Here is a 21,431-nt window from a genome sequence, read left to right on the forward strand (position 1 = left end):
CCCATGGATTTCGAACCAACCGAACGGCAGCAATATTGGCGCAACCGAGTGCGCGATTTCATCGAGCATGACATCCGCCCCGCGGTTCCGACCTACAAGGCGCAGGATGCCGCAGGCGATCGCTGGAAAGTGATCCCCGTGGTCGAGGAGCTCAAGGCCAAGGCCAAGGCCGAAGGCATCTGGAACCTGTTCATGCCGCCGCGCAATGACGGCCATCACCATGTCGACGAGACTTACGAATTCGAAGGCCCCGGCCTGACCAACCTCGAATATGCGCTGTGCGCCGAGGAAATGGGCCGCATCGGCTTCGCATCCGAAGTGTTCAATTGTTCCGCGCCCGACACCGGCAACATGGAAGTGTTCCACCGCTACGGCACGCGCGAACAGAAGGACCAGTGGCTGACGCCGATCATGAATGGCGAGATCCGCTCCGCCTTCCTCATGACCGAGCCCTATACCGCTTCATCCGACGCAACCAATATCGAGACCCGGATCGAGCGCGATGGTGACGAATACGTCATCAACGGTCGCAAGTGGTGGTCGTCAGGCCTTGGCGATCCGCGCTGCAAGATCTCGATCGTCATGGGCAAGACCGACTTCAGCGCCGGCCGCCATGCGGCGCAATCGATGATTCTCGTTCCCAACGATACACCGGGCGTGAACATCATCCGCCACCTTCCGGTGTTCGGCTATGACGATGCTCCGCACGGCCACATGGAGGTCGAACTGAAGGACGTGCGCGTCCCGGTCACCAACATGCTGCTGGGCGAAGGCCGCGGCTTCGAGATCGCACAGGGCCGCCTTGGCCCGGGCCGTATCCACCACTGCATGCGCACCATCGGCGTCGCCGAGGAAGCGCTCGCCAAGATGTGCCGCCGCCTGCAGGAACGTGAAGCCTTCGGCAAGCCGATCTACAAGCACTCGGTCTGGGAAGAGCGCGTCGCTCGCGCCCGTATCGACATCGACATGACCCGCCTGCTTTGCCTGAAGGCGGCCGACATGATGGACAAGGTCGGCAACAAGAACGCCAAGCAGGAAATCGCCATGATCAAGGTGCAGGCGCCCAATATGGCGCTGCGCATCATCGACGATGCGATCCAGGCGCATGGCGGCGGCGGCGTGTCGGAAGACTATGGCCTGGCCAGCGCCTATGCCCACCAGCGCACGCTGCGACTGGCTGACGGCCCGGACGAAGTCCATGCCCGCTCGATCGCGCGGATGGAATTCGCCAAGCACTTGCCTCAGGCCGGCCCCTCCGCCAACGCGCTGCGCGACGGCAAGGCGCCGAGCATGGGCGAAGCGGGCTTCAGCTCGGGCGACATGGGAGTGGCGCGCTGATGGCGAAAGCTGCGATTCTCGAGCAAGTCGGTGGACTGACGATCGGCGAGGTCGAACTCGCCGATCCCGGTCCGCACGAAGTGCTGATCGATACCAAGGCCTGCGGGTTGTGCCATTCCGACCTGCACTTCATCGAAGGTGCCTATCCGCATCCGCTGCCGGCGATCCCGGGCCACGAGGCAGCGGGCGTGGTCCGCGCGGTGGGGAGCGAAGTGAAGACGGTGAAGCCGGGCGACCACGTGGTGTCCTGCCTCAGCGCCTTCTGCGGGCACTGCGAATTCTGCGTCACCGGCCGCATGGCACTGTGCCTTGGCGCGGATACCCGCCGTGCGCCCGACGCCGCCCCGCGCATCATGCGCGCCGATGGCTCGGCTCCGGTGGCACAGATGCTCAACCTCTCGGCATTCTGCGAGCAGATGCTGATCCACGAGCATGCCTGCGTTGCCATCGACAAGAATATGCCACTCGATCGGGCTGCTGTGATCGGCTGCGCAGTGACGACCGGTGCGGGCACCATCTTCAATGCCTGCAAGGTGGTGCCGGGTGAAACCGTCGCTGTCGTCGGCTGCGGCGGGGTCGGCCTTGCCGCTATCAACGCCGCCAAGATCGCCGGCGCGGGCAAGGTCATCGCTATCGATCCGATCCCCGAGAAGCGCGAACTGGCGCAGGTGCTGGGCGCGACCCATACGGTCGATGCGATGGCTGCGGACGCGGTCGAGCAGGTCATGGCGATCAGCGGCGGCGGCGTTCACCACGCCATCGAAGCCGTCGGCCGCCAGGCCTCGGCCGATCTAGCCGTCAAGATCCTGCGCCGCGGCGGCACCGCCACGATCCTCGGCATGATGCCGCTCGACTGTAAGGTCGGGCTCGGTGCGCTTGACCTGCTGGGCGGCAAGAAGCTGCAGGGCGCGATCATGGGGATGAACCACTTCCCGGTCGACCTGCCGCGCCTCGTCGATTTCTACATGCGCGGACTGCTCGATCTCGACACGATCATTGCCGAGCGGATTCCGCTGGAGAAGATCAACGAGGGCTTCGAGAAGATGAAGGGCGGCCATTCGGCCCGTAGCGTGGTGGTGTTCGACTGATGGCAGAGGAAGCGCAGGCGATCGATTTCGACAAGGTAATGGTGGGCACCATCGAAGTGCCCGAAGCGGACCGGCTCGATCTCGACCGGCTGACCGCCTGGTTCGAGGCCAATGTCGAAGGATACGAAGGTCCGATCAGCTACACCAAGTTCAAGGGTGGCCAGTCGAACCCGACCTACCGCATCGATACGCCCGGCGCTTCCTACGTGCTGCGGCGCCAGCCATTCGGCAAGTTGCTGCCAAGCGCCCACGCGGTGGACCGCGAATATGCCGCGATGACGGGGCTGTACCCCACTGGCTTTCCCGTCCCGCGCACCTATGGCCTGTGCGAAGACCCCGAAGTGATCGGCTCCAAGTTCTTCGTCATGAGCCTCGCCGACGGGCGATCGCTTTGGAACGGCGCACTGCCGCAATGTTCGAAGGAAGATCGGCGCGAAATCTACAATGCCATGATCGATACCATGGCAGACCTCCACACCAAGGATCCGCAGGCCATCGGCATGGGCGATTTCGGCAAGCCCGACGATTACTGCGCGCGCCAGATCAGCCGCTGGACCAAGCAGTACAAGCTCTCCGAAACCGAGCACCAGCCCAAGATGGAGCGGATGATCGAGTGGCTTCCGCAGACCATTCCACCGCAGCATGTCAGCTCGGTGGTGCATGGCGACTACCGGCTCGACAATATGATCTTCCACAAGACCGAGAACCGCGTGATCGCGGTGCTCGACTGGGAGCTCTCGACGCTGGGCGATCCGATCGCCGACTTCAGCTATCTGATGCTCAACTGGAAGAACGCTTCCGATGGCCGCGCCGGCCTGCTTGGGCTCGACCTGGCAGAACTGGGCATTCCTTCGATTGAAGAGGCGGTCGAACGCTATGTCGCGCGCACCGGTTATCCGGTTCCGCCGATGGATTGGTATTTCGGCTACAATCTGTTCCGGCTGGCGGGGATCATGCAGGGCATCAAGAAGCGCGTCATCGACGGCACCGCTTCCTCGGCCCATGCAAAATCGATGAGCGAGCGGGTCACTCCGCTGATCGAGCGTGCCTATGATTTCGCCAAGGCAGCGGGGATGCCCGACTAGAAACCGGCGTTGAAGCTCACCATGGTGCCGGCATCGGCGGGTGCGCCGACATAGTGGCCGGGCTCATGGCGGTAGAACAGGCTGACTGCGGCCCTCCCCCACGGCAGCGGGCCCTGCCAGGCGAGTTCGCCAACCAGTTCGCGCCCTTGCGGGGCAAGCGACAGGCGCTGGATTGCAAAACCCGCCGTTTCGCTCGCATAGTCATAGCTAGCAGGCAAATTGAGGCTGAGCCCGCCATGTTCGACCCGCAAGGGCTGGCTCAAGCGAAGCCCCAGGCTGTCGCCGCGCGCAAATATCGAAGCGCGTGTTAGGTCGAATGCCCAGGCCTGGCTGAGAAGTTGAGAGCCGCTTGTTATCACGCTCCCTTGATCGGGCCGGGTCACACCAAGCCGCCATTCGCCCCCGGCAGACCAACCATCGCCCGGCTGCCAGCGCGCACTGAAGTCGAGGAAGCCGGTATCCGCCCCGCCTTGCGCGATCGCCGGGTGGAAGCGTGCACCCAGCACGCTGCGCTCTTCGCGCAGCCAGCTTATCCCCAGCGTCGCAGCCAGCGCGCCAAATCGCCGGTCCAGCTCCATACCCAAACCGCGCGTCGGGAAACGTTCGCCCGGCCCGGACAGCAGCTCTTCCAACCGGGGCGCAAAGGCAAGGCGTGCGTCGCCGCTTCCGGCGTGAAAGGTCATGCCCCACGGCCCGAATTGATGCCGCACTGCCGCGGAAGCGTCGTTCGCCTCGAAGAATCCGGCATCGCCGCGTGGCCCCGGCGCGATACGGAAGGCTGGCGTGGAATGGCCTTGCAATTGCGCGACAAGCCCGCCTGCCCCTTGCGCATAGGCAATGCCAAGTTGCGTGCCCGGCGCGATGCGCGCGGCGATACGCGCGGCCAGCACCTTTGCCGATCCGGCTTCGTCGGAACTAAGCCGCAAAGGCGCTGCCCATTGTAACCCTCCGGCGCGCGGGTCGCCCGCCACGTAGAAGGCAAGCGCTACATCGCGGCTTGCCGCGGCGAATTCGTGGCCCCGGGTTTCGACCGCCCCGCGCAATCGCGGAACCAGGCTCGATCCCGCCAGCCCCCCTCCTAGGTCGAAACCATAGGCGCGGTCATATTTGTCGGTGATGATCGTCGGCAGCGACAATCCGCCCAGCGCATCGCCCATTGCAGGCGAGCCGATCGCGACCCTCTCATTCAGCGCAAAGGCCGAGGTCTGGCCAGCGATCGTCGTCGTACCCGCAGGGGCGAAGGCGCGGGCTATGTCGAGAATCCCGCGGCCGAAAACGGCATCAATGCCGCTCGCCCCTGCGTCAAGCGCGCTGTCGAGCAATATCTCGACCATTTCCGCGCCAGTCAGATTGGGAAAGGCCTGCGCCAGCAAAGCCACTGCACCGGCCACTTGCGGAGCAGAAAAGCTGGTGCCCGAGAACACCGTAACGAATTGCTGGCCATTGATATTCTCGACCAGCAATTGCCCGTTGTCATAGAGGCAGCAGATACCCTCGCCGAGCGCAGTGAGGAAGGAATCGCGCGAATTCCCCGCACGGTTGCTGAAACTCGAGAACTGGCCGTTCGCATCGTTCGAACCGACGATGATCACATTGGCGCCGCCTACCTGCAGAAGGCTGGAGGCAAAGGGGTCGGGCTGATCGGGATCGATCCCCGGTTCGCTTCCGTCACCCCCATTGCCGGCCGAAACCACGATCACGAGACCGGCGCTGCTGGCGCGTGCGATGGCGTCTAGCAGCACTTGCGAGGCAGCCCCGCCGCCAAGGCTGAGGTTGACCACCTTCGCGCCCGAACTCACCGCCAGGTCCACGCCCGCTGCGATTGCGCGATCGTCAAACAGGCAAGTCAGCGAAGGATCCTGCGACGAGCCGGTGGAACAGGTTCCGGGCTGATCGGCCCGAATAGCCAGCACCTGCGCGTCAAAGGCGATGCCCATTATGCCGCGATTGTCGCGCGCAGCGGCGGCTACCAGAGCGACATGCGTGCCGTGGTCGTCGGGCCCGTCAAGAACACGGTTACCCGCGACATCGGTCGAATCGGGATGAATCCGCCCTGCGAATTCGGGGCTGTCGCTGTCGATCCCGCTATCGACGATGGCGATGATCGATCCTTGCCCGGTGAAACCCGCCTGCCAGGCCGTGACTGCTTTGTGGAATTGGGGCCCGTCGGAATCGTAGAATTCCTGCGTGTTGAAGCTCGTTGGAGTCGGTGTTGGAGTGGGAGTGGGAGTGGGAGTGGGAGTGGGCGTAGGAGTCGGTGAAGGCGTGGGTGTCGGCAAGGGGGGAGGTGTGCTGACCGGCGGCGCCCCGCCGCCGCCGCATCCCGCCAGCAGCGCAATCGCGCCAAGCGCGGCCGAAGAACGCCAGCGATTGATATGCGAATTGAGGATCGTGGGCATGGTGCGACCTTCCTCTGCCATCCCCCGTTAAGCCATAGGCATAAGTGCAAGGTTATCGCGATAGCAAGAAAATCTGCGCAGCTGCGCTCTTGCCGCACCCGCGCACCGCCGCTAGCAGCGCGGCAAGGGCCAATTGCCACCTGCGGAGATACGGGCCTGCGGAGATACAGGAATGTCCAGCGAACTCGTCCAAGCGATCGAAGCGGCGTGGGAACGTCGCACCGAACTGACACCTGCCGACCAGGACGTGCGCACGATGGTCGAAGAAGCGATCGGCCTGCTTGACAGCGGCGCGGCGCGCGTTGCCGAGCCGGATGGCAATGGCGGCTGGAAGGTCAACCAATGGCTCAAGCAGGCGGTGCTGCTTTCGTTCCGGCTCACCAACAACCGCGTGATGGAAGGCGGCTCCGCTGGCGAGGCCGCCTATGACAAGGTGCCGAGCAAGTTTGCCGGGTGGGGCGACAACCGCTTCAGCGATGCCGGCTTCCGGGTCGTGCCCGGCGCAGTGGCGCGTCGCGGCAGCTTTATCGGCAAGGGCGTGGTGCTGATGCCGAGCTTCGTGAACATCGGCGCCTATGTCGATGAAGGCACGATGATCGACACCTGGGCCACAGTCGGCTCTTGCGCCCAGATCGGCAAGAACGTGCACATTTCGGGCGGAGCGGGGATCGGCGGCGTACTTGAGCCGCTACAGGCCGAACCGGTGATCATCGGCGACGGCGCCTTCATCGGCGCCCGCGCCGAAGTGGCCGAAGGCGTGCGCGTGGGCGAAGGTGCGGTGCTCTCCATGGGCGTCTACCTCGGCGCGTCGACCAAGATCGTCGATCGCGAGACCGGCACAATCTATCGCGGCGAAGTGCCGCCCTATGCGGTCGTCGTTCCGGGATCGCTGCCGGGCAAGCCGCTGGCCGACGGAAGCCCCGGCCCCTCGCTCTATTGCGCGGTGATCGTCAAGACGGTCGACGCGCAGACCCGCGCCAAGACCGGAATCAACGAACTTCTGCGCGATTGACCTTGCGCCGCCATGGGCGCACATTCGGAACAAGGCACCATGCGAGCCGTTGATTGCCCGCAGGGCCTTGTTCGCGGGAAGGAATGCCCATGGAAAACAGAAACGGCGAAATCCATATCGAGGATGACGAGGCGCGAGCCGGTGTGACCAACACGGGCCTGCGCTGGGTGCTGGCAGTCGGCCTGCTGCTGGCGATCATAGCCATGACCCTGGTGTGGATCGTCCCGGCCCTGACTGCCGCCTAGGGCTCACTCGCCCTTGACGGAATTCTCGACTTCGGGCTGCCCGCGCTGGCTGGCGGCATAGGCTTCCGCTCCGCGCAGCGCGCGCAAGGCATTGCGCAGCGAGATTTTCTCTAGGTCCTGCCGGCTGTATCCGCGCCGCGCCAGTTCCACGAACAGCGCAGGATAACCGGCGACGTCTTCCATCCCCACCGGGCCGCTCGGCATGCCGTCATAGTCGCCACCGATGCCGATATAGTCGATCCCCGCGACATCGCGGATATGTTCGATATGGTCAGCCATGTCCGAAATGGTGGCCAGCGGAACCGGGTTGGCCTCACCCCATTGCTTCAACCCGGCGGCGACTGCCTCAGGCTGGCCCAGCCAAAGCGCTGAAAGCCGCGCGCGCTCTGCTTCGCGCTGGCTGTTCCATTGGCGTGCGGCCTCGCTGAGGAAAGCGGGCAGGCCAACCACCATCACCACACCGCCATTGGCTGGCAGCCGCTTGAGCACGCTGTCAGGCACGTTGCGCGCATGGCCATTGATCGCGCGCGCGCCCGAATGGCTGAAGATCACCGGCGCTTTCGCCACGTCAAGGACGTCATGCATGGTCTTCTCGCTGACATGGCTGAGATCGACCTGCATTCCCATGCGGTTCATTTCGCGGACCAGGTCGCGCCCGAAGTCGGTCAGCCCGTCATGCGCGGGAGCATCGGTGGCGCTGTCGGCCCAGGGGGTGTTCTTCGAGTGCGTCAGCGTCATGTAGCGCGCGCCGAGCGCGTACATCTGGCGCAATACCGCCAGGCTGGACCCGATCGAATGCCCGCCCTCCATGCCGATCAGGGAAGCGATCTTGCCCCTGGCAATCGCCGCCTCGACATCATCGGCAGTGAGCGCGAGCTGCAATTCATCGGGATAGCGTGCGACCAGCCGCTTGGTCACGTCGATCTGTTCGATCGTCGCCTGCACCGCTTCAGGTTCCTTGAGCGATGCCGGGACATAGACCGACCAATATTGCGCACCCACCTTGCCCTTGCGCAGCCGGACAAGGTCCGTGTGCATCACGGCTCCCTGCGGATGGCCTTCCCCGGTGTGGGTGGTATCCTCGAAATCGAACCCGCTGATGACGTTGCCGAAACGGTCGCGCAGTTGCATCGGGGCATCATTGTGCCCGTCAAAGACCGGCGCGGCCTTGAGAGCTGCCGCGGCAGTATCTTCCGGCGACTGAGCAGCCGCGATTGCGGGAAGGCCAAGCAGCGCAATAGCGGCAAGCGAGCGGGACAATTTCATGCGATCCTCCGGCGGGGCTCTTTTCGAGCAGCTTCGAAGCGACTGTCATAGCGCAACGCCTCGCAATGGGAAGCGCCCCGGATGGCCAGGATCGATCGGGCGGAGAGCAAGTTGGCGCAACGCCAACCGGGCCGACTCTGCGTCGGCATTTATTGGCGGTCGCGCGGCTAGCAGCAGCCGGACCGCAAGAGCCGAAAGGGCGACGCCTCCCTCATGGAAAGCGCCGCCCGATCGCAGAGATCAGCTGAGGTGCTTCGACACCGCAGCAGTCATCTTGAACATCGAGATCTGGGCATTGCCGATCACCGCGCCAAGCTTGGCATCGGGATTGATCTGACGCTTGTCGGTCTTGTCCTGCAGGCCGTTAGCCTTGATGTAGTCCCACACCTTGGAGGTGACCTGAGCGCGGGTCATCGGACCCTTGCCAATCACCGCTTCAAGCGCGGGCGACACATTGACGGGCTTTTGCAGCGCGTTTCCAGCCATGTTCAGTTCCTTTCGTTTTTGGCCGTTACAACTCGAAATCGTCATCAGCCCAGTCTTCCTCGTCCTCCTGCGACCGGGTATATTGGGCAACCAGCGCAGTGCTGGCGACGACATGCCCTTCCATTGCTGCGAGCAGGTCCTCCCGCTTTGCCCCTGGCATAAGGGTCAAAGGCAGTTCGAGCGCAAACAACTGGAATACGTATTGGTGCGGTTCGCCCTCCGGCAGGTCGGGCAGCAACCACTCCGAATTTCCTAGTGCATTCTTTCCGGTGCGCGGCGGCACCTCACCTTCAAGCAGCTTGCCGCGCTGGCCCGGGAGCCCCCAGACCAGCCAGTGGCAACGCGGCTCGGAAGAATTGCCGGTGGCATCCTCTACCACGAGTGCAAGTTCCAGCGCCCCCGGAGGCGGCGCGGTCCATTCGAGCGGCGGAGCGACCGCATCTTCCTCATCGGCTGTAAAACAAGGGTCCAGTTCGCCGCCACCGGAAAAGGCCGGGCTGGTCAGCTGAAATCCGCCGCGTCCAAAGTTGCGCTCGCTGCCAAGCCGCGCAATCGCCAGTCCCGGATGGCGGGCTGCGGGCGGCAAGGACGCATTGAGCCAATCAGGCAAGCCGGACACAGTAACGGGATTCCTCTCTCTCAATATTGGTGAGCGAAACTAGGCTCTTCGACGGGGCGTGACGAGGCGGCGACCACGAATTTGCACCGCTTTTGGCCGCTAAACTGTGGGTAATTCCCCCTGATGACGGGTTTTTACCCTCGCAAAACTGCCCTGGCGGGGATTGCCCGCATGCGCGCATGGCGTCATGTTTGCCTTGTTTCCCCCGGATCGGGGGGTTTGTCCCGGGCAGATCATGAGGATGACAATGGGTATCGTTCGCTCAGCGCTCAGCGCCACGCTGGCTTTCTCGCTTGCCGCTTGCGGCGGTGGCGGCTCCTCGTCGCCCCCTCCGACCGGCGGGGGTGCTACGCCAACGCCCACAGCCTGCTCGCTCACTAGTCGCCAGCAATGGGTGAAGAGTGTCCTCGACGAATGGTACCTATTCCCCGAGCTGCTGAGCGCGAATGTGAACGGAGCGGCATACTCCGATCTCCAGTCCTATATCGATGCGCTGGTTGCGCCCGCGCGGGCTCAGTCCAAGGATCGCTATTTCACCTACATTACATCGATCGCAGAAGAGAATGCCCTGATAAATTCGGGCTCGAGCGCAGGCTTCGGTATCCGCCTGGGCTACGACACGTCCGCCAATCGCGTCTTCGTATTGGAAGCATATGAGAATGCGCCAGGCCTGGGCGCCGGGATCGATCGTGGCACCGAGCTGCTGGCAATCGGGACAAACAGCAGCAACCTGCAATCGGTCAGCACACTTATGGCGACGGGTGGACCGCAAGCGGTGATCGATGCGCTCGGCCCTTCGGATCCCGGTGTCACGCGCGTGATCCGTTTCCGCACGGCGTCAGGCGTCACGATCGAAGCCAGCATCGCCAAGGCCGATTACTCGCTCGATCCGGTATCCGACCGCTATGGCGTGCGGATCATCGACGATGGCGGGAAGAAGGTCGGTTACCTCAACCTGCGAACATTCATCGTAAGCAGTGCGGACCCGGACCTGAGAGCTGCATTCCAGCAGTTCAAGGATCAGGGCGTTACCGAACTGATCATCGATTTCCGCTACAATAGCGGCGGGCTGGTGTCGATCGGCAACTTGATGGGCGACTTGATGGGCGCGGGCAGGGCGGGACAGGTCTGGTCGAAGACGATACTGCGCAGCTCCAAGTCGTCAGAGAACGAGACCAAGCTTTTCGCTTCGCAATCGCAAGCAATTGCCCCCACCAAGGTGGCCTTTATCGGTCGCGGCGGCACCGCTTCAGCGAGCGAACTGGTGATCAATTCGATGTTGCCTTATCTCGGCAACAATGTCGCGCTGATCGGCACCAACACCTATGGCAAACCGGTGGGTCAGTTTGGCTTCGACCGCGACGAATGCGACGATCGCTTGCGGGCCGTGACCTTCAAGACAGTCAACGCGAACGACCAGGGCGAGTACTTCACAGGCCTCGCCAGCGTCATGCCCAACACCTGCCGCGCGAATGACGACATCTTCGTCCCGCTGGGCGACCCGCGCGAAGCGTCGATCGCAACCGCGCTCGACTTCCTCGCGGGGCGCAGCTGCACCTCCATTTCGGAAGCCGGGCTGCGGACCACGCAGGCGGTGAGTGGCGAGCGCCAGCTGATGCAGCCCGAACGGCCGACCGCCGCTCAGCACCAGATCCCCGGGCTTTTCTGACCAGCGATGGCGCGCGAGTACGCGAGTTTCGCCGAATTCTGGTCGTTCTACCTGCGCGAGCACAGCAAGCGGCAGACCCGCGCGCTGCACTATATCGGCACGACGCTGGTGGTGGCCATCGCGCTATGGGCAGTGCTGAGCGCGAGCTGGCCCTGGCTCGCCGCGCTCCCTGTCGCAGGATATTTCTTCGCCTGGCTTGGGCATTTTGGGATCGAGAAGAACCGGCCAGCGACCTTCACCTATCCGCTCTGGTCGCTGATCGCCGACTTCCGCATGTCGGGCCTGTGGCTAACCGGCAGGCTCGGCCCCGAACTCGATCGCGCGGGCGTGCCGCGCTGAGCCTTCACAGATTGGAAGGCACGGTCTCGACGCCAGGGATGTCGCCGAGCTCGACCCAGTCCTGCTTGCTCTTGGTATAGACATGCAGGCTGGGCTTGATGGCCGAGGTGTCGTCGAGCGTGCCCGCCTTGACCCAGACCAGGCCCGGCGACGCCTCCACCAGCGAAAACAGCGGCGAACCGCAGTCGGGGCAGAACTGCCGCTGCACCGTCCCGCCGCTGTCCCCCTTGTCGTTAAAGGTCTTGACCTCGCCTTCCACCTTCAGCGCACCTTCGGGCACGCCGACGATGATCGAATAGGCGCTTCCGGCCTGGCGCTGGCAGTTCTTGCAATGGCAGGTCAGGCACATCAGCGGATCGGCGGTTAGCTCGTAACGCACTTGGCCGCACAGGCATCCTCCGGTCAGTCCCATATCTTCCTCCTTCCGGTCGTGGGCTCCTTACTGCTAATCCGCCGCGTCGGCCCGGGTGAACAGGAACACCAGGAAGCCGAAAGCGAACAGCGCATCGCCCGCAAGCACCGCGCCGACCAGCCCGCTGCCGTCGCCGCCGAACTCGGTCGGCCCGAGCAGCGCCACCACGCCAACCTTGCCAAGCACCCCGGCCCAGATCACCCGGCCATAACGCATGGGGTCGCTCGCCACGATAAAGTAGACCAGCCCGAAGGCGAAGACGAGCAGCCCGATGATGCGGCCGTCAAGCGGGGATTCGGGCATCAGCATGCCTGCCAGCCCGATCAGGAAATTGAAGGCAGCTGCCACCCAAAAGAAGATTCGCCAGCCGCGTCCGGCGTCGCCATAGGAACTCATGTTCAGGGGTTCTCCTCACCAATGAAATTTTGCTGGTCGGTATAGGCGCAGCCCACAAGCTGCGCTTCTCCGATATTGAAGGTCACAGTGAACGGATAAGTCCGGTCGCTCATCTGGTCGGAACATTCGCCCGGTGTCACGGCCATCAGTAGCGGCTCGCCATTCAACATGCCGCTGAAGCCCAGCCCGCCGTTCCCGGCAAAGCGCGACACTTCGATCTCGGTGCCGTCGATATTGTCCGGCGTCGAATAGGTCATCGCCGTACCTGCGATCTTCGCGCTCCAGAAGGGTTCGGTGCCCAGCGCGGTGATCGTCTCACCCTCGGCGATGCCGTCGAAGGCGGGCACGTCGCCCGGGGCGGGCTGAGTCTCGCCGGAGCAGGACGCAAGCAGGGCCGCCAGTGCCAATCCCGCAAGGCATCGCCCTGTTTTCATGCCGAAACGCTCCCTCCCTTTTCCCGGGAAGCTAGGCGATCAGGCGGCGCCCGTCACCCCTTTTCGCGCAGGCCGACAGCCTTGCAAGAAGCGACTAAAGCAGACCCCGTTCGAGACGGGCCAGCAAGGTCCGCGCTTGCGGGGCCAGCCGCGCCGATTCCATCCCGCTCGCTTCCTGCGCTACCCCTGCGGCGGTCGAGCAGAATTTCTCGCGCGACCGCTAGTTCGAAAAGCGGCTATAGAGCCGGGTCTGCTCGGCATCGAACCTGCGGCCGCTGCGGCGCTGCTCCTCGGCATAGCTCGCCTTGAGCAATTCGCGGTGGCGCGCCAGCACCTTCTTGTAGTCGCTCTCCAGCCCTCGCGTCTTGCGGCACGAAAGCGCCGCAACATTGAGCCCCGCGCGCAAATGCCACACTGCGGGTTCTCCACGGAGCGGGCCCGCCACGTGCACAGGCGCAGGACGCGGGCTCGAAGCCACCTTACCGCCCTGGACCGCCTTATCTCCCGCGCAGGCACCCAGCGCCAGGCTTGCTCCCGCGAGCACGGCCAGCGCCGCCCCCCGCATGCTGCGATGTTCCCGATCCATTTGCGACCCTCCGAATGTTTGCCCGGCAGCAAACAAGCGCCGCATTTGGTTTCAATGGGGTAAACGCCGGGACGGGGGCCGATCGCGACCGGCCGATCCGCATCCCCCGGCCCTACCCTTCGATCATCACGATGTCCCAGCTGTAGCGATGGTCGCCCAGCGCGCTCGCCACTGCTGTCGGCGCACCGTTGCGCAGCGAGCGGTAGAGCCCGTCGCGCTGGTTGGATTCGGCCTCTTCGGGGAAATACATCTGGTAGATATTGCGCGAGTCGCTCCCGCTCACATCCATATGGATGTGCGGCGTGCGCTGCCCGCGGCCCTCGCCATAGGAGCCGGGCTTGATCGTCGTCAGCTTCCAGCTGCCGTCGCTGCCGGTATGGATCATGGCGAAGCCCTGGAAATTGGGATCGAGCGGGCGGTCGGACGTATCCTGCGGATGGGCGTAACGGCCATGCGTATTAGCCTGCCAGATATCGAGTTTCGCCCCGCTGATCGGGTTGCCATGGCGATCGAGCACCCGCCCCATCACTTCGATCACCTGGCCTAGCGCCCGTTCACCGTGCGCGCCGACGCGGGTGAGGTCGGCGTCGGTCTCGCCGCGATAGCCGGCCGGGAAGAACGGCCCGATGGCCGAAGGTGAAGTGATGGTCTGCGCCAGGGCATGGCTGGCCCCGGCGGCGCTGGCGAGCGCACCCGCAGTGAAGGCGCGGCGCGAAATGCGATGAATTATGTGAGTCATAAGCTGTCACTCCCCCCAAAATTTGCGACCCGCCCCCATATGCCACGCTAGGCACCCGGACGAGGACAAGTGCACGATCCGGCGGATCATCCACCGGCGGGCTTGTAGGCCCAGCATTCAAGTTCGACCCTGGCACCCAGCGCAAGGCCGCTCGCCCCCAGTGCCGAACGCGCCGGATAGGGAGGGCTGAAATACTCCGCATAGATCGCGTTGAATTTCGGCCACTCGCCAATGTCCGCCAGCATTACCGTGCACTTGACGACGTCGCGATAGGTCAGGCCGTGGCTGGCCAGCCGCTCGCCGAGCCTGATCATGACGCGGCGCGTCTCCACTTCGATCCCGCCTTGCGCAATCGTCACGCCATCCTCGGCCATGCCGACGTCGCCTGACAGGAACAGGATATCGCCCACCTGCACCGCGTCGGAGAATGGGTATGGAAGCGGGGACGGGGTGAATGCCGGACCCTTGTCATGCGCGGCAACAGGCGAAGCAAGCAGGGCTGCAAGGCCAAGCGCCAAGGCTTTGCGGCCGCAGAACAGGCTGTGATGGATCATGCCAAACATGGGTCATCCCCTCTCCCGAAGAAAGAGCGACCCCCTGCGCGCTTGCTAATCGATGCAAGTATGCGAGTCCATCACGTTGGCCTGGCCAGCGACCCGCCTACATGACCTTGCTGGGCGGCGTGTCGTGCTTGTGCCGTTCAGCCTTGCCGAACAGGTGGTCGAGCCGTGCGGCCAGCTTCACTCCGGCTTCGCGAGCAGCGATGTCGACGTCGCCCGCATGCGCGGTCACCGCCACCGGCTCTCCGCTGCGCGGCCGCGCTTCGATCATGCAGGCCTTGTCGTCGTCACCGCCCTTGCGCGCGTTCGCGTCGGACACATGGACTTCGAGCCGGGTCAGGCGATCCTCGAACCGGGCGAGCTGGTGCCGCAATTGCGCTTCGATGCGCTCCGCAACGTTTTCCGTACCCATCACGCTGCTGTCGGAATTGAACTGGATCTGCATGGCGCCGGTCTCCTCTCGTTCGGTTTCTATCTTTATTCAATGTGGGGAGCCGCGCGCGGATTGCGAGCGGAATCGACAGGCAGGCTGGCCGCCCGGCGCAAGCCGATGCGACACATGCGACACAGTCTTGGTAAAGAAAACCGGCCCCTTGGTTTTGCCGGGCTTGGGCGGGGCGGAAGCGCGAGTGGCGAGGGCGTTTGCGCGATGCGTGCTCATCGGCAAGGGTAAGGCAGATTTCGGCGAAGTAGGAAAGTCTTGGTGCTGCCCAATGCGGAGCGGCGAACGACAGGATTGGCTGGCATGGAGCCGTGGCGGGGCACACCACTCCGAGCGAGCTTCGGGCGCTATTGGAGAAGCTGGTTCCTGCTGGCTAGAGCCTTGCCCGCAATCACCTCATTCGCTTGCGTGATGAAACAGCGCGAGCGACCGAAGTCGATGAAGTTCGCTTCGTCCTCGAACAGGATCCGCGCGTGCTTCTGCCCCGCTTCGGTGGCGACCGCGGCGGCGACCGCTTCCTCGCTGTCGAACCACAATTCGGCCACGCCGTCGAAATCCTCGCCATCGCCATAGGGGATGCCGCGCCCTTCATTATTGGCCGCGCCGATCGCGCTGTCGACCGTGTGCTGCTGGATATAGCGGCGGATGCCCAGCGCATCGCGCGCCGCCGCCACCAGCGGGGCATGCGTTTCGCGCCAGTATCGCTGGAACTCGGCACGGGTGAGCGAAGGCAGGCGGTGCAGGCAATAGGTGAGCTTGATCATCTGCGCATCTCCTTCAGGCGGGCTTGCTCCATCCGTGGCTGAGCAGCTTCACGGTGACCTTGCCGGTGGCGACCAGCGCGCCATCGGCATCGTGCATCGGCACTTCGGCGACATAAGTGGCGCTGCCCTTGCGTTCGAGATCGGCCAGCAGGCCCGCGATCTGCTCTTCCGACAAAGTGTATTCGGCGGTGACGTCGCTCGCCGCCATGCGATGGAAATCGACCGCGATATCCTTGATGATCGGGAAGTATTTCGCCGTGTCGAGCACCGAAATGCCCGGCCCCGCCGCCACCGCTTCGGCCAGCACGCAAAAGGCGCCGAGATACATCACGTCGACATGGTTGGCATTGGGCGCGAGCGGCATCAGCAGTTTGGAATGCCCGCGCCCTTCCTCAAGCCGGCGCATGCCGGTGCGCTCGACGAATTCGACGCGGTAGACCGGCTTTTCCGCTTCGGCTGCGCCCATGGCGGCTATTCCGATGCCGGGACGTAAAGGTCCCCGCCCTCGCGATATTTCTCGGCCATCTGCTCCATCCCCTTTTCCGCTTCGTCCGCCGACGCCGCGATGAAGCCAGTGCTTTCCTGGTTCTGCTTGGCGGCGAAGTCGCGCACTTCCTGCGTGATCTTCATACTGCAGAACTTGGGGCCGCACATACTGCAGAAATGGGCAGTCTTGGCGCCTTCGGCGGGCAGGGTCTGGTCGTGATATTGCTCGGCCGTATCGGGATCGAGCGACAGGTTGAACTGGTCGCGCCAGCGGAATTCGAAGCGCGCCTTGCTCAGCGCATCGTCGCGCACCTTGGCCGCCGGGTGCCCCTTGGCAAGGTCGGCCGCATGGGCGGCGAGCTTGTAGGTGACGACGCCCACCTTCACATCGTCACGGTCGGGCAGGCCGAGGTGTTCCTTGGGCGTGACGTAGCAGAGCATCGCCGTGCCGAACCAGCCGATCATCGCCGCGCCGATGCCGCTGGTGATGTGGTCGTATCCCGGCGCGATGTCGGTCACGAGCGGCCCGAGCGTGTAGAAGGGCGCTTCGCCGCAGGACTCGAGCTGCTTGTCCATGTTCTCCTTGATCTTGTGCATCGGCACGTGGCCAGGGCCTTCGATCATCACCTGCACGTCTTGCTCCCAGGCGCGCTTGGTCAGTTCGCCCAAAGTGTAGAGCTCAGCGAATTGCGCTTCGTCATTGGCGTCGGCGATGGAGCCGGGGCGCAGGCCGTCGCCAAGCGAATAGGCGATGTCATAGGCCTTCATGATCTCGGTGATCTCGTCGAAATGCTCGTAGAGGAAGCTCTCCTTGTGATGCGCGAGGCACCATTTCGCCATGATCGAGCCGCCGCGCGAAACGATGCCCGTCACGCGCTTCGCGGTGAGCGGGACATAGGGCAGCCGCACCCCGGCATGGATGGTGAAATAGTCGACGCCCTGCTCGGCCTGTTCGATCAGCGTGTCGCGGAAGATCTCCCAGGTCAGTTCCTCGGCAATGCCGCCGACCTTTTCCAGCGCCTGGTAGATCGGCACGGTGCCGATGGGGACGGGCGAGTTGCGGATGATCCATTCGCGCGTGTCGTGGATGTTGCGGCCCGTGGAAAGGTCCATCACCGTGTCCGCGCCCCAGCGGATCGACCAGACCATCTTGTCGACTTCGGAGGCGACGTCAGAGGCGACCGCCGAATTGCCGATATTGGCGTTGATCTTGACCAGGAAGTTGCGGCCGATCGCCATCGGCTCGGATTCGGGGTGGTTGATATTGCTGGGGATGATCGCGCGGCCGCGCGCCACTTCGTCGCGCACGAACTCAGGCGTGATGACGTCGGGGATCGCCGCGCCCCAGCTTTGCGCGCCTTCGCGGTTGGCGGCGATCAGTTCCTTCGCCATTTCGCGGCCGAGGTTCTCGCGCTCAGCCACGTACTCCATCTCGGGCGTGATGATGCCGCGGCGGGCATAGTGCATCTGGCTGACGTTCATGCCGGGCTTCGCGCGAAGCACGCGCCTGGCAACGTTGGGGAAAGCGGGCACGCCGCCCGAACGGTCCGGCCCCAGCTGGCCATTGTCTTCCGGCTTCACTTCGCGCGCGTCATAATCCTTGACGTCGCCGCGCGCGAGGATCCAGTCGCGGCGCAGCGGGGCAAGGCCCTTGGAAATGTCGATCGTGACCGCGGGGTCGGTGTAGGGACCCGAAGTGTCATAGACGCGGACCGAAGGCTCGCCGCCTTCGAGATCGATCTCGCGCATGGCGACGCGGATGCCGCTTCCGGTGCGCGCGCCGACATGGATCTTGCGGCTGCCGCGGATCGGCCCGGTGGTGACGCCAATCTCGATCGGGCTGTTGATATCGGCCATGCGAAGTCTCTCCTACTGGCGGGAGAGCGGTTTCCGGGCAGCTAGCCGTCCGCTCCCTCCGCCGATGCTAATCGGTTCAGGTTCAACGGGTCGGGCGGCGCTTACCCCGCCCCTCTCAGCCGCAAGCTGGCTCCCCGGGGATGACAAGGCCCTAGACCTGTGCAAGCATCCAGTAAAGACGAAGCGGGAGAGTACACGTCATGGCAAGCATTGCAGAGGCCAGGGAACGGCCGATTACTCCGATCGATCTCAGCGCGAACGCGCTCTATACGGATAACCGCTGGCACGCGCCATTCGCCCAGCTGCGCAAAACCATGCCGCTGAGCTATCTGCCGGACAGCCCGTTCGGCGCCTATTGGTCCGCCGTGACGCACGAGCTGATCCAGCAGGTCGAGCTCGACTGGGAGACCTGGTCGTCCTCGTGGGAGCGCGGCAACATCACCATCGCCGACGATGTGAACGACCACGCATTCCCCAATTTCATCGCGCAGGACCCGCCGATCCATACCGCGCAGCGCAGGGTGATTTCGCCGGCCTTCTCGCCCAGCCAGATGGCCACCCGCGAAGTGCAGGTGCGCACGCGCTGCGCCGAACTGCTCGACGGTCTGCCGCAAGGCGAGACGTTCGACTGGGTCGAGCGCGTGTCGATCCCGATGACGATCGGCATGCTCTGCATCCTGTTCGACATGCCCTATGACGAATGGCGCGACATCAAGCGCTGGTCCGACTGGGCGAGCGGGGTTTCGGCGGACAATCTCAATGAGGAATATTTCGCCGAATTCCTCGTCCAGATGGGCCAGATGCTCGAACGCTTCGACCGCGAGCTCGAGGCGCGCCGCGCCCAGCCACCCACCGACGATCTGCTCAGCCGCATGGTCCATTCCGAAGCGATGGGCCATATGGAGCCGATGGAGCGGATCGCCAATATCGCTCTCCTGATCGTGGGCGGGAACGACACGACGCGCAATTCGATGAGCGGGCTGGTCGAGGCGCTGCATCTCTATCCCGGCCAACTCGACCTGCTGCATGCCAATGCCGATCTGATCCCCAATGCCGCGCAGGAAATCATCCGCTGGCAATCGCCGGTCACCCACATGCGGCGCACCGCCACGCGCGACACCGAGCTGGCGGGCCAGCAGATCCGCGAAGGCGAGAAGATCATCCTGTGGTACATCTCCGCCAATCGCGACGAGAGCGTGTTCCCCGATGCCGACCGTTTCGACGTGACTCGCGAGAATGCGCGGCGGCACCTCGCCTTCGGCCACGGCATCCACCGCTGCGTGGGCGCGCGACTGGCCGAAATCCAGATCGCCACGGTGATCGAGGAAATCGTCGCCCGCAACTGGCGCATCGTGCCGCAGGCCGAGCCGACCCGGCTGGCGAGCCCGTTCCTGCACGGCTTCACCGCAATGCCGGTCCGCATCGAAACGCGGAGCTGAGGCGGGGATGTACACGCTCTACGGCGCACTCGCCTCACCCTATTCGATGAAGGTGCGCGCGGTGCTGCGCTACCGCCGGATTCCGTTCGTGTGGAAGGACGGGGCCGCAGTGGCGGAAGCGCTGAAGCAGGTGCGCGCACCGGTGATCCCGGTTCTCGAGTTCCCCGACGGGAGCCTTGCCAATGATTCGACCCCGCTGATCCATGAGCTAGAGGCGCGACATGGCGATCGCAGCATCGTCCCACCCGATCCGGCGATCGCCTTCCTCGCCTGTCTGCTCGAGGATTTTGCCGACGAATGGCTGACCAAGCCGATGTTCGGATATCGCTGGCTGGAGGAAGTCGACCAGGTTCAGATGAGCCGCTGGCTCGTGTTCGACTGGTTGCATGGCGGCGGGCTGGCGCACAGCCAGGCCGAAGCCGAGGCTTTCCGCGCCAGGCAGGTCGGCCGCATGGCCATGGTCGGCTGCACGCGCGAGAACTTTCCGCTGATCGAGGCTTCGGCGCGCGCTGTGCTCGATGCGCTCGAGCGGCATGTGCCCGACAGCTTCTTTCTGTTCGGATCCCGCCCCAGCCTGGCCGAGTTCGGCATCTTTGGGCAGCTGTCGCAGCTTGGAACCGATCCCACGCCGCAAGCGATGATGCGCGCCGACTATCCCTATGCCTATCGCTGGCTAGCGCATATCGACGATTTGTCCGGGCACGAGGGCGAATGGTCGAGTGAGCCGAACGATTGCGCGCTTGAACTCGCGCGGATTGCTGGAGAGGTCTATGCCCCATTCCTTGCCGCCAATGCCGCCGCCTTTGAGTCAGGTGCCAAAGAGTTCGGCTTCGAGGCGATGGGGCACGGCTATTCTCAGGCCACCTTCAAATACCAGGTCAAATGCCTCGCCGATCTGCACGCGCGCTTTGCTGCACTGGGCGAAAGCGACCGGGAGCGCGCGAAGGGCATGATCGGTAGCCGCTGGAGCGCTTTGCTCAGCAAAGATTAGGCCTCGCTCGCCGGAGGCGGGCGCAAGGCCTTGAGTCCTTCGGCGACGAAGCGCGCCACTGCCGGGGCTTGGTCTTCCAGCGCGCCGCCGATGCGGCCGTTACGCCACTGGTTGCACACCAGTTCGGCGGGGCCGAGCATCAGCGACTGGATCGTGGCCGGAGGCAGCATGGGCAAGCGCCCTGCCGCAAGATGCGGAATGGCCCATTCCATCACTGGTCGCTCGATCTCGACCGCCAGGTCGGCCCATAATTGCGTGTTCTGCGCCAGCCATTCCGAATGCGAGAATTGCGTTATCAGCCGGAAATGCCGCTGCGGGTCGCGCGCCTGGAACAGGATCGCGGCGCGCGCGCCCTCCCCCAACGCGTCACAGGGGTTCCCATCAAATCCAAGGATGCATTCGGCGACATAACCCAGATAGGCGCGGCGTTCGCTCACGAAGATCGCTTCGAGCACGCCATCCTTCGAGCCGAAGTGGTGGAAGATCGACCCGTTGGAGACGCCCGAGCGTTCGACCAAATCCTTCATCGCCATGTTCTGGTGCCCGTGCTCGATCACGAGCTGGGTCGCCGTGTCGAGCACGAGGTCGCGGGTCTTCTGGCTACGCTTCTGCACCATGGGCCGCATGTGGAGGATTTGTTTGCTCATGTCACTCTAGATTCGTTTTCTAGATTAATGCTCTCGACTTATGCTCCATTTTTGTCTAGGCTCAGGACTCATTGCGGCAGCCAGAAGATGACGGTTGCGGCGATGCAGATGGCGGACATGAACGTGTGGGCG

Annotated in this window: 24 protein-coding genes and 1 riboswitch; of the genes, 9 read left to right on the top strand and 15 right to left on the bottom strand. The window is 64.0% G+C overall.

What is annotated here, in order from left to right:
* The first annotated feature begins 3 nt into the window (after positions 1–3).
* From VRS74_RS04890 to VRS74_RS04900, 3 genes are read left to right on the top strand one after another with little or no spacing between them, the layout of a single operon-like run.
* Positions 4–1,338: an acyl-CoA dehydrogenase family protein gene (locus VRS74_RS04890; protein ID WP_354144116.1), complete on the top strand. Its 1,335-nt coding sequence runs from the start codon at positions 4–6 to the stop codon at positions 1,336–1,338.
* A complete protein-coding gene (locus VRS74_RS04895) occupies positions 1,338–2,426 on the top strand; it encodes a Zn-dependent alcohol dehydrogenase (RefSeq protein WP_354144117.1) in 1,089 nt (362 codons plus the stop codon). The genes VRS74_RS04890 and VRS74_RS04895 overlap by 1 nt, the downstream gene beginning before the upstream one ends.
* A complete protein-coding gene (locus VRS74_RS04900) occupies positions 2,426–3,511 on the top strand; it encodes a phosphotransferase family protein (protein WP_354144118.1) in 1,086 nt (361 codons plus the stop codon). The genes VRS74_RS04895 and VRS74_RS04900 overlap by 1 nt, the downstream gene beginning before the upstream one ends.
* Here the strand turns inward: VRS74_RS04900 and VRS74_RS04905 are convergent.
* Positions 3,508–5,931, bottom strand: a complete 2,424-nt coding sequence (locus VRS74_RS04905; RefSeq protein ID WP_354144119.1) for a S8 family peptidase — start codon at positions 5,929–5,931, stop codon at positions 3,508–3,510. The genes VRS74_RS04900 and VRS74_RS04905 overlap by 4 nt on opposite strands.
* Before the next feature lie 151 nt (positions 5,932–6,082).
* Here VRS74_RS04905 and dapD point away from each other — a divergent pair, with 151 nt between their 5' ends.
* Together dapD and VRS74_RS04915 are read left to right on the top strand one after the other, a co-directional pair.
* Positions 6,083–6,922 carry a 2,3,4,5-tetrahydropyridine-2,6-dicarboxylate N-succinyltransferase gene (dapD, locus tag VRS74_RS04910; RefSeq protein ID WP_354144120.1) on the top strand — a complete coding sequence of 280 codons (840 nt, stop codon included), beginning with the start codon at positions 6,083–6,085 and terminating at the stop codon, positions 6,920–6,922.
* 89 nt (positions 6,923–7,011) lie between these two features.
* Complete coding sequence (locus tag VRS74_RS04915) at positions 7,012–7,167, top strand: hypothetical protein (RefSeq protein ID WP_354144121.1); 156 nt, start codon at positions 7,012–7,014, stop codon at positions 7,165–7,167.
* A 3-nt stretch (positions 7,168–7,170) separates the two neighbouring features.
* On the opposite strand, the gene VRS74_RS04920 is transcribed toward VRS74_RS04915, so the two are convergent.
* From VRS74_RS04920 to VRS74_RS04930, 3 genes are all read right to left on the bottom strand, one after another.
* The gene (locus VRS74_RS04920; protein ID WP_354144122.1) at positions 7,171–8,433 is read right to left on the bottom strand and encodes a dipeptidase; all 1,263 of its coding nucleotides are present in this window, start codon (positions 8,431–8,433) and stop codon (positions 7,171–7,173) included.
* A 240-nt stretch (positions 8,434–8,673) separates the two neighbouring features.
* Positions 8,674–8,919 carry an SWIB/MDM2 domain-containing protein gene (locus VRS74_RS04925; RefSeq protein ID WP_354144123.1) on the bottom strand — a complete coding sequence of 82 codons (246 nt, stop codon included), beginning with the start codon at positions 8,917–8,919 and terminating at the stop codon, positions 8,674–8,676.
* 25 nt (positions 8,920–8,944) lie between these two features.
* The gene (locus VRS74_RS04930; RefSeq protein WP_354144124.1) at positions 8,945–9,538 is read right to left on the bottom strand and encodes a YbhB/YbcL family Raf kinase inhibitor-like protein; all 594 of its coding nucleotides are present in this window, start codon (positions 9,536–9,538) and stop codon (positions 8,945–8,947) included.
* Positions 9,539–9,785: 247 nt separating this feature from the next.
* Between VRS74_RS04930 and VRS74_RS04935 the strand changes: the two genes are divergently transcribed.
* Both VRS74_RS04935 and VRS74_RS04940 read left to right on the top strand, forming a co-directional pair.
* The gene (locus VRS74_RS04935) at positions 9,786–11,207 is read left to right on the top strand and encodes a S41 family peptidase (RefSeq protein WP_354144125.1); all 1,422 of its coding nucleotides are present in this window, start codon (positions 9,786–9,788) and stop codon (positions 11,205–11,207) included.
* A gap of 6 nt (positions 11,208–11,213) precedes the next feature.
* On the top strand, positions 11,214–11,546 hold the full coding sequence (locus tag VRS74_RS04940) for an Mpo1-like protein (RefSeq protein WP_354144126.1): 333 nt from the start codon (positions 11,214–11,216) through the stop codon (positions 11,544–11,546).
* A gap of 4 nt (positions 11,547–11,550) precedes the next feature.
* Here VRS74_RS04940 and VRS74_RS04945 read toward each other — a convergent pair whose 3' ends face one another.
* From VRS74_RS04945 to thiC, 10 genes are all read right to left on the bottom strand, one after another.
* Complete coding sequence (locus VRS74_RS04945) at positions 11,551–11,958, bottom strand: GFA family protein (RefSeq protein WP_354144127.1); 408 nt, start codon at positions 11,956–11,958, stop codon at positions 11,551–11,553.
* A 33-nt stretch (positions 11,959–11,991) separates the two neighbouring features.
* Positions 11,992–12,354 (bottom strand): hypothetical protein, encoded by a 363-nt coding sequence (locus VRS74_RS04950; RefSeq protein WP_354144128.1) that lies wholly within the window; start codon positions 12,352–12,354, stop codon positions 11,992–11,994.
* Between the two features lie 2 nt (positions 12,355–12,356).
* Entirely contained in the window at positions 12,357–12,788 is a 432-nt protein-coding gene (locus VRS74_RS04955; protein WP_354144129.1) for a COG3650 family protein, read from the bottom strand.
* Positions 12,789–13,008: 220 nt separating this feature from the next.
* Entirely contained in the window at positions 13,009–13,374 is a 366-nt protein-coding gene (locus VRS74_RS04960; RefSeq protein ID WP_354144130.1) for a hypothetical protein, read from the bottom strand.
* A 112-nt stretch (positions 13,375–13,486) separates the two neighbouring features.
* Positions 13,487–14,113, bottom strand: a complete 627-nt coding sequence (locus tag VRS74_RS04965) for a dioxygenase family protein (RefSeq protein WP_354144131.1) — start codon at positions 14,111–14,113, stop codon at positions 13,487–13,489.
* 86 nt (positions 14,114–14,199) lie between these two features.
* Positions 14,200–14,676 (bottom strand): RidA family protein, encoded by a 477-nt coding sequence (locus tag VRS74_RS04970; protein WP_354144132.1) that lies wholly within the window; start codon positions 14,674–14,676, stop codon positions 14,200–14,202.
* A 97-nt stretch (positions 14,677–14,773) separates the two neighbouring features.
* Complete coding sequence (locus VRS74_RS04975) at positions 14,774–15,118, bottom strand: HPF/RaiA family ribosome-associated protein (protein WP_354144133.1); 345 nt, start codon at positions 15,116–15,118, stop codon at positions 14,774–14,776.
* A 344-nt stretch (positions 15,119–15,462) separates the two neighbouring features.
* On the bottom strand, positions 15,463–15,879 hold the full coding sequence (locus VRS74_RS04980; RefSeq protein ID WP_354144134.1) for an EthD domain-containing protein: 417 nt from the start codon (positions 15,877–15,879) through the stop codon (positions 15,463–15,465).
* A gap of 13 nt (positions 15,880–15,892) precedes the next feature.
* Positions 15,893–16,345: a PaaI family thioesterase gene (locus VRS74_RS04985; protein WP_354144135.1), complete on the bottom strand. Its 453-nt coding sequence runs from the start codon at positions 16,343–16,345 to the stop codon at positions 15,893–15,895.
* A gap of 5 nt (positions 16,346–16,350) precedes the next feature.
* Positions 16,351–18,222 carry a phosphomethylpyrimidine synthase ThiC gene (thiC, locus tag VRS74_RS04990; protein ID WP_354144136.1) on the bottom strand — a complete coding sequence of 624 codons (1,872 nt, stop codon included), beginning with the start codon at positions 18,220–18,222 and terminating at the stop codon, positions 16,351–16,353.
* 35 nt (positions 18,223–18,257) lie between these two features.
* Positions 18,258–18,369: riboswitch (TPP riboswitch) on the bottom strand.
* A 53-nt stretch (positions 18,370–18,422) separates the two neighbouring features.
* On the opposite strand from thiC, the gene VRS74_RS04995 reads away from it, so the two are divergent.
* Together VRS74_RS04995 and VRS74_RS05000 are read left to right on the top strand one after the other, a co-directional pair.
* A complete protein-coding gene (locus VRS74_RS04995) occupies positions 18,423–19,661 on the top strand; it encodes a cytochrome P450 (RefSeq protein WP_354144137.1) in 1,239 nt (412 codons plus the stop codon).
* A gap of 7 nt (positions 19,662–19,668) precedes the next feature.
* Positions 19,669–20,652 (top strand): glutathione S-transferase, encoded by a 984-nt coding sequence (locus VRS74_RS05000; protein ID WP_354144138.1) that lies wholly within the window; start codon positions 19,669–19,671, stop codon positions 20,650–20,652.
* Here the strand turns inward: VRS74_RS05000 and VRS74_RS05005 are convergent.
* Entirely contained in the window at positions 20,649–21,299 is a 651-nt protein-coding gene (locus VRS74_RS05005; RefSeq protein WP_354144139.1) for a TetR/AcrR family transcriptional regulator, read from the bottom strand. The two genes, VRS74_RS05000 and VRS74_RS05005, sit on opposite strands and share 4 nt — an antisense overlap.
* Positions 21,300–21,431 lie beyond the last annotated feature (132 nt).

Source organism: Altererythrobacter litoralis (assembly GCF_036324225.1).
GTDB lineage: Bacteria > Pseudomonadota > Alphaproteobacteria > Sphingomonadales > Sphingomonadaceae > Erythrobacter > Erythrobacter litoralis_A.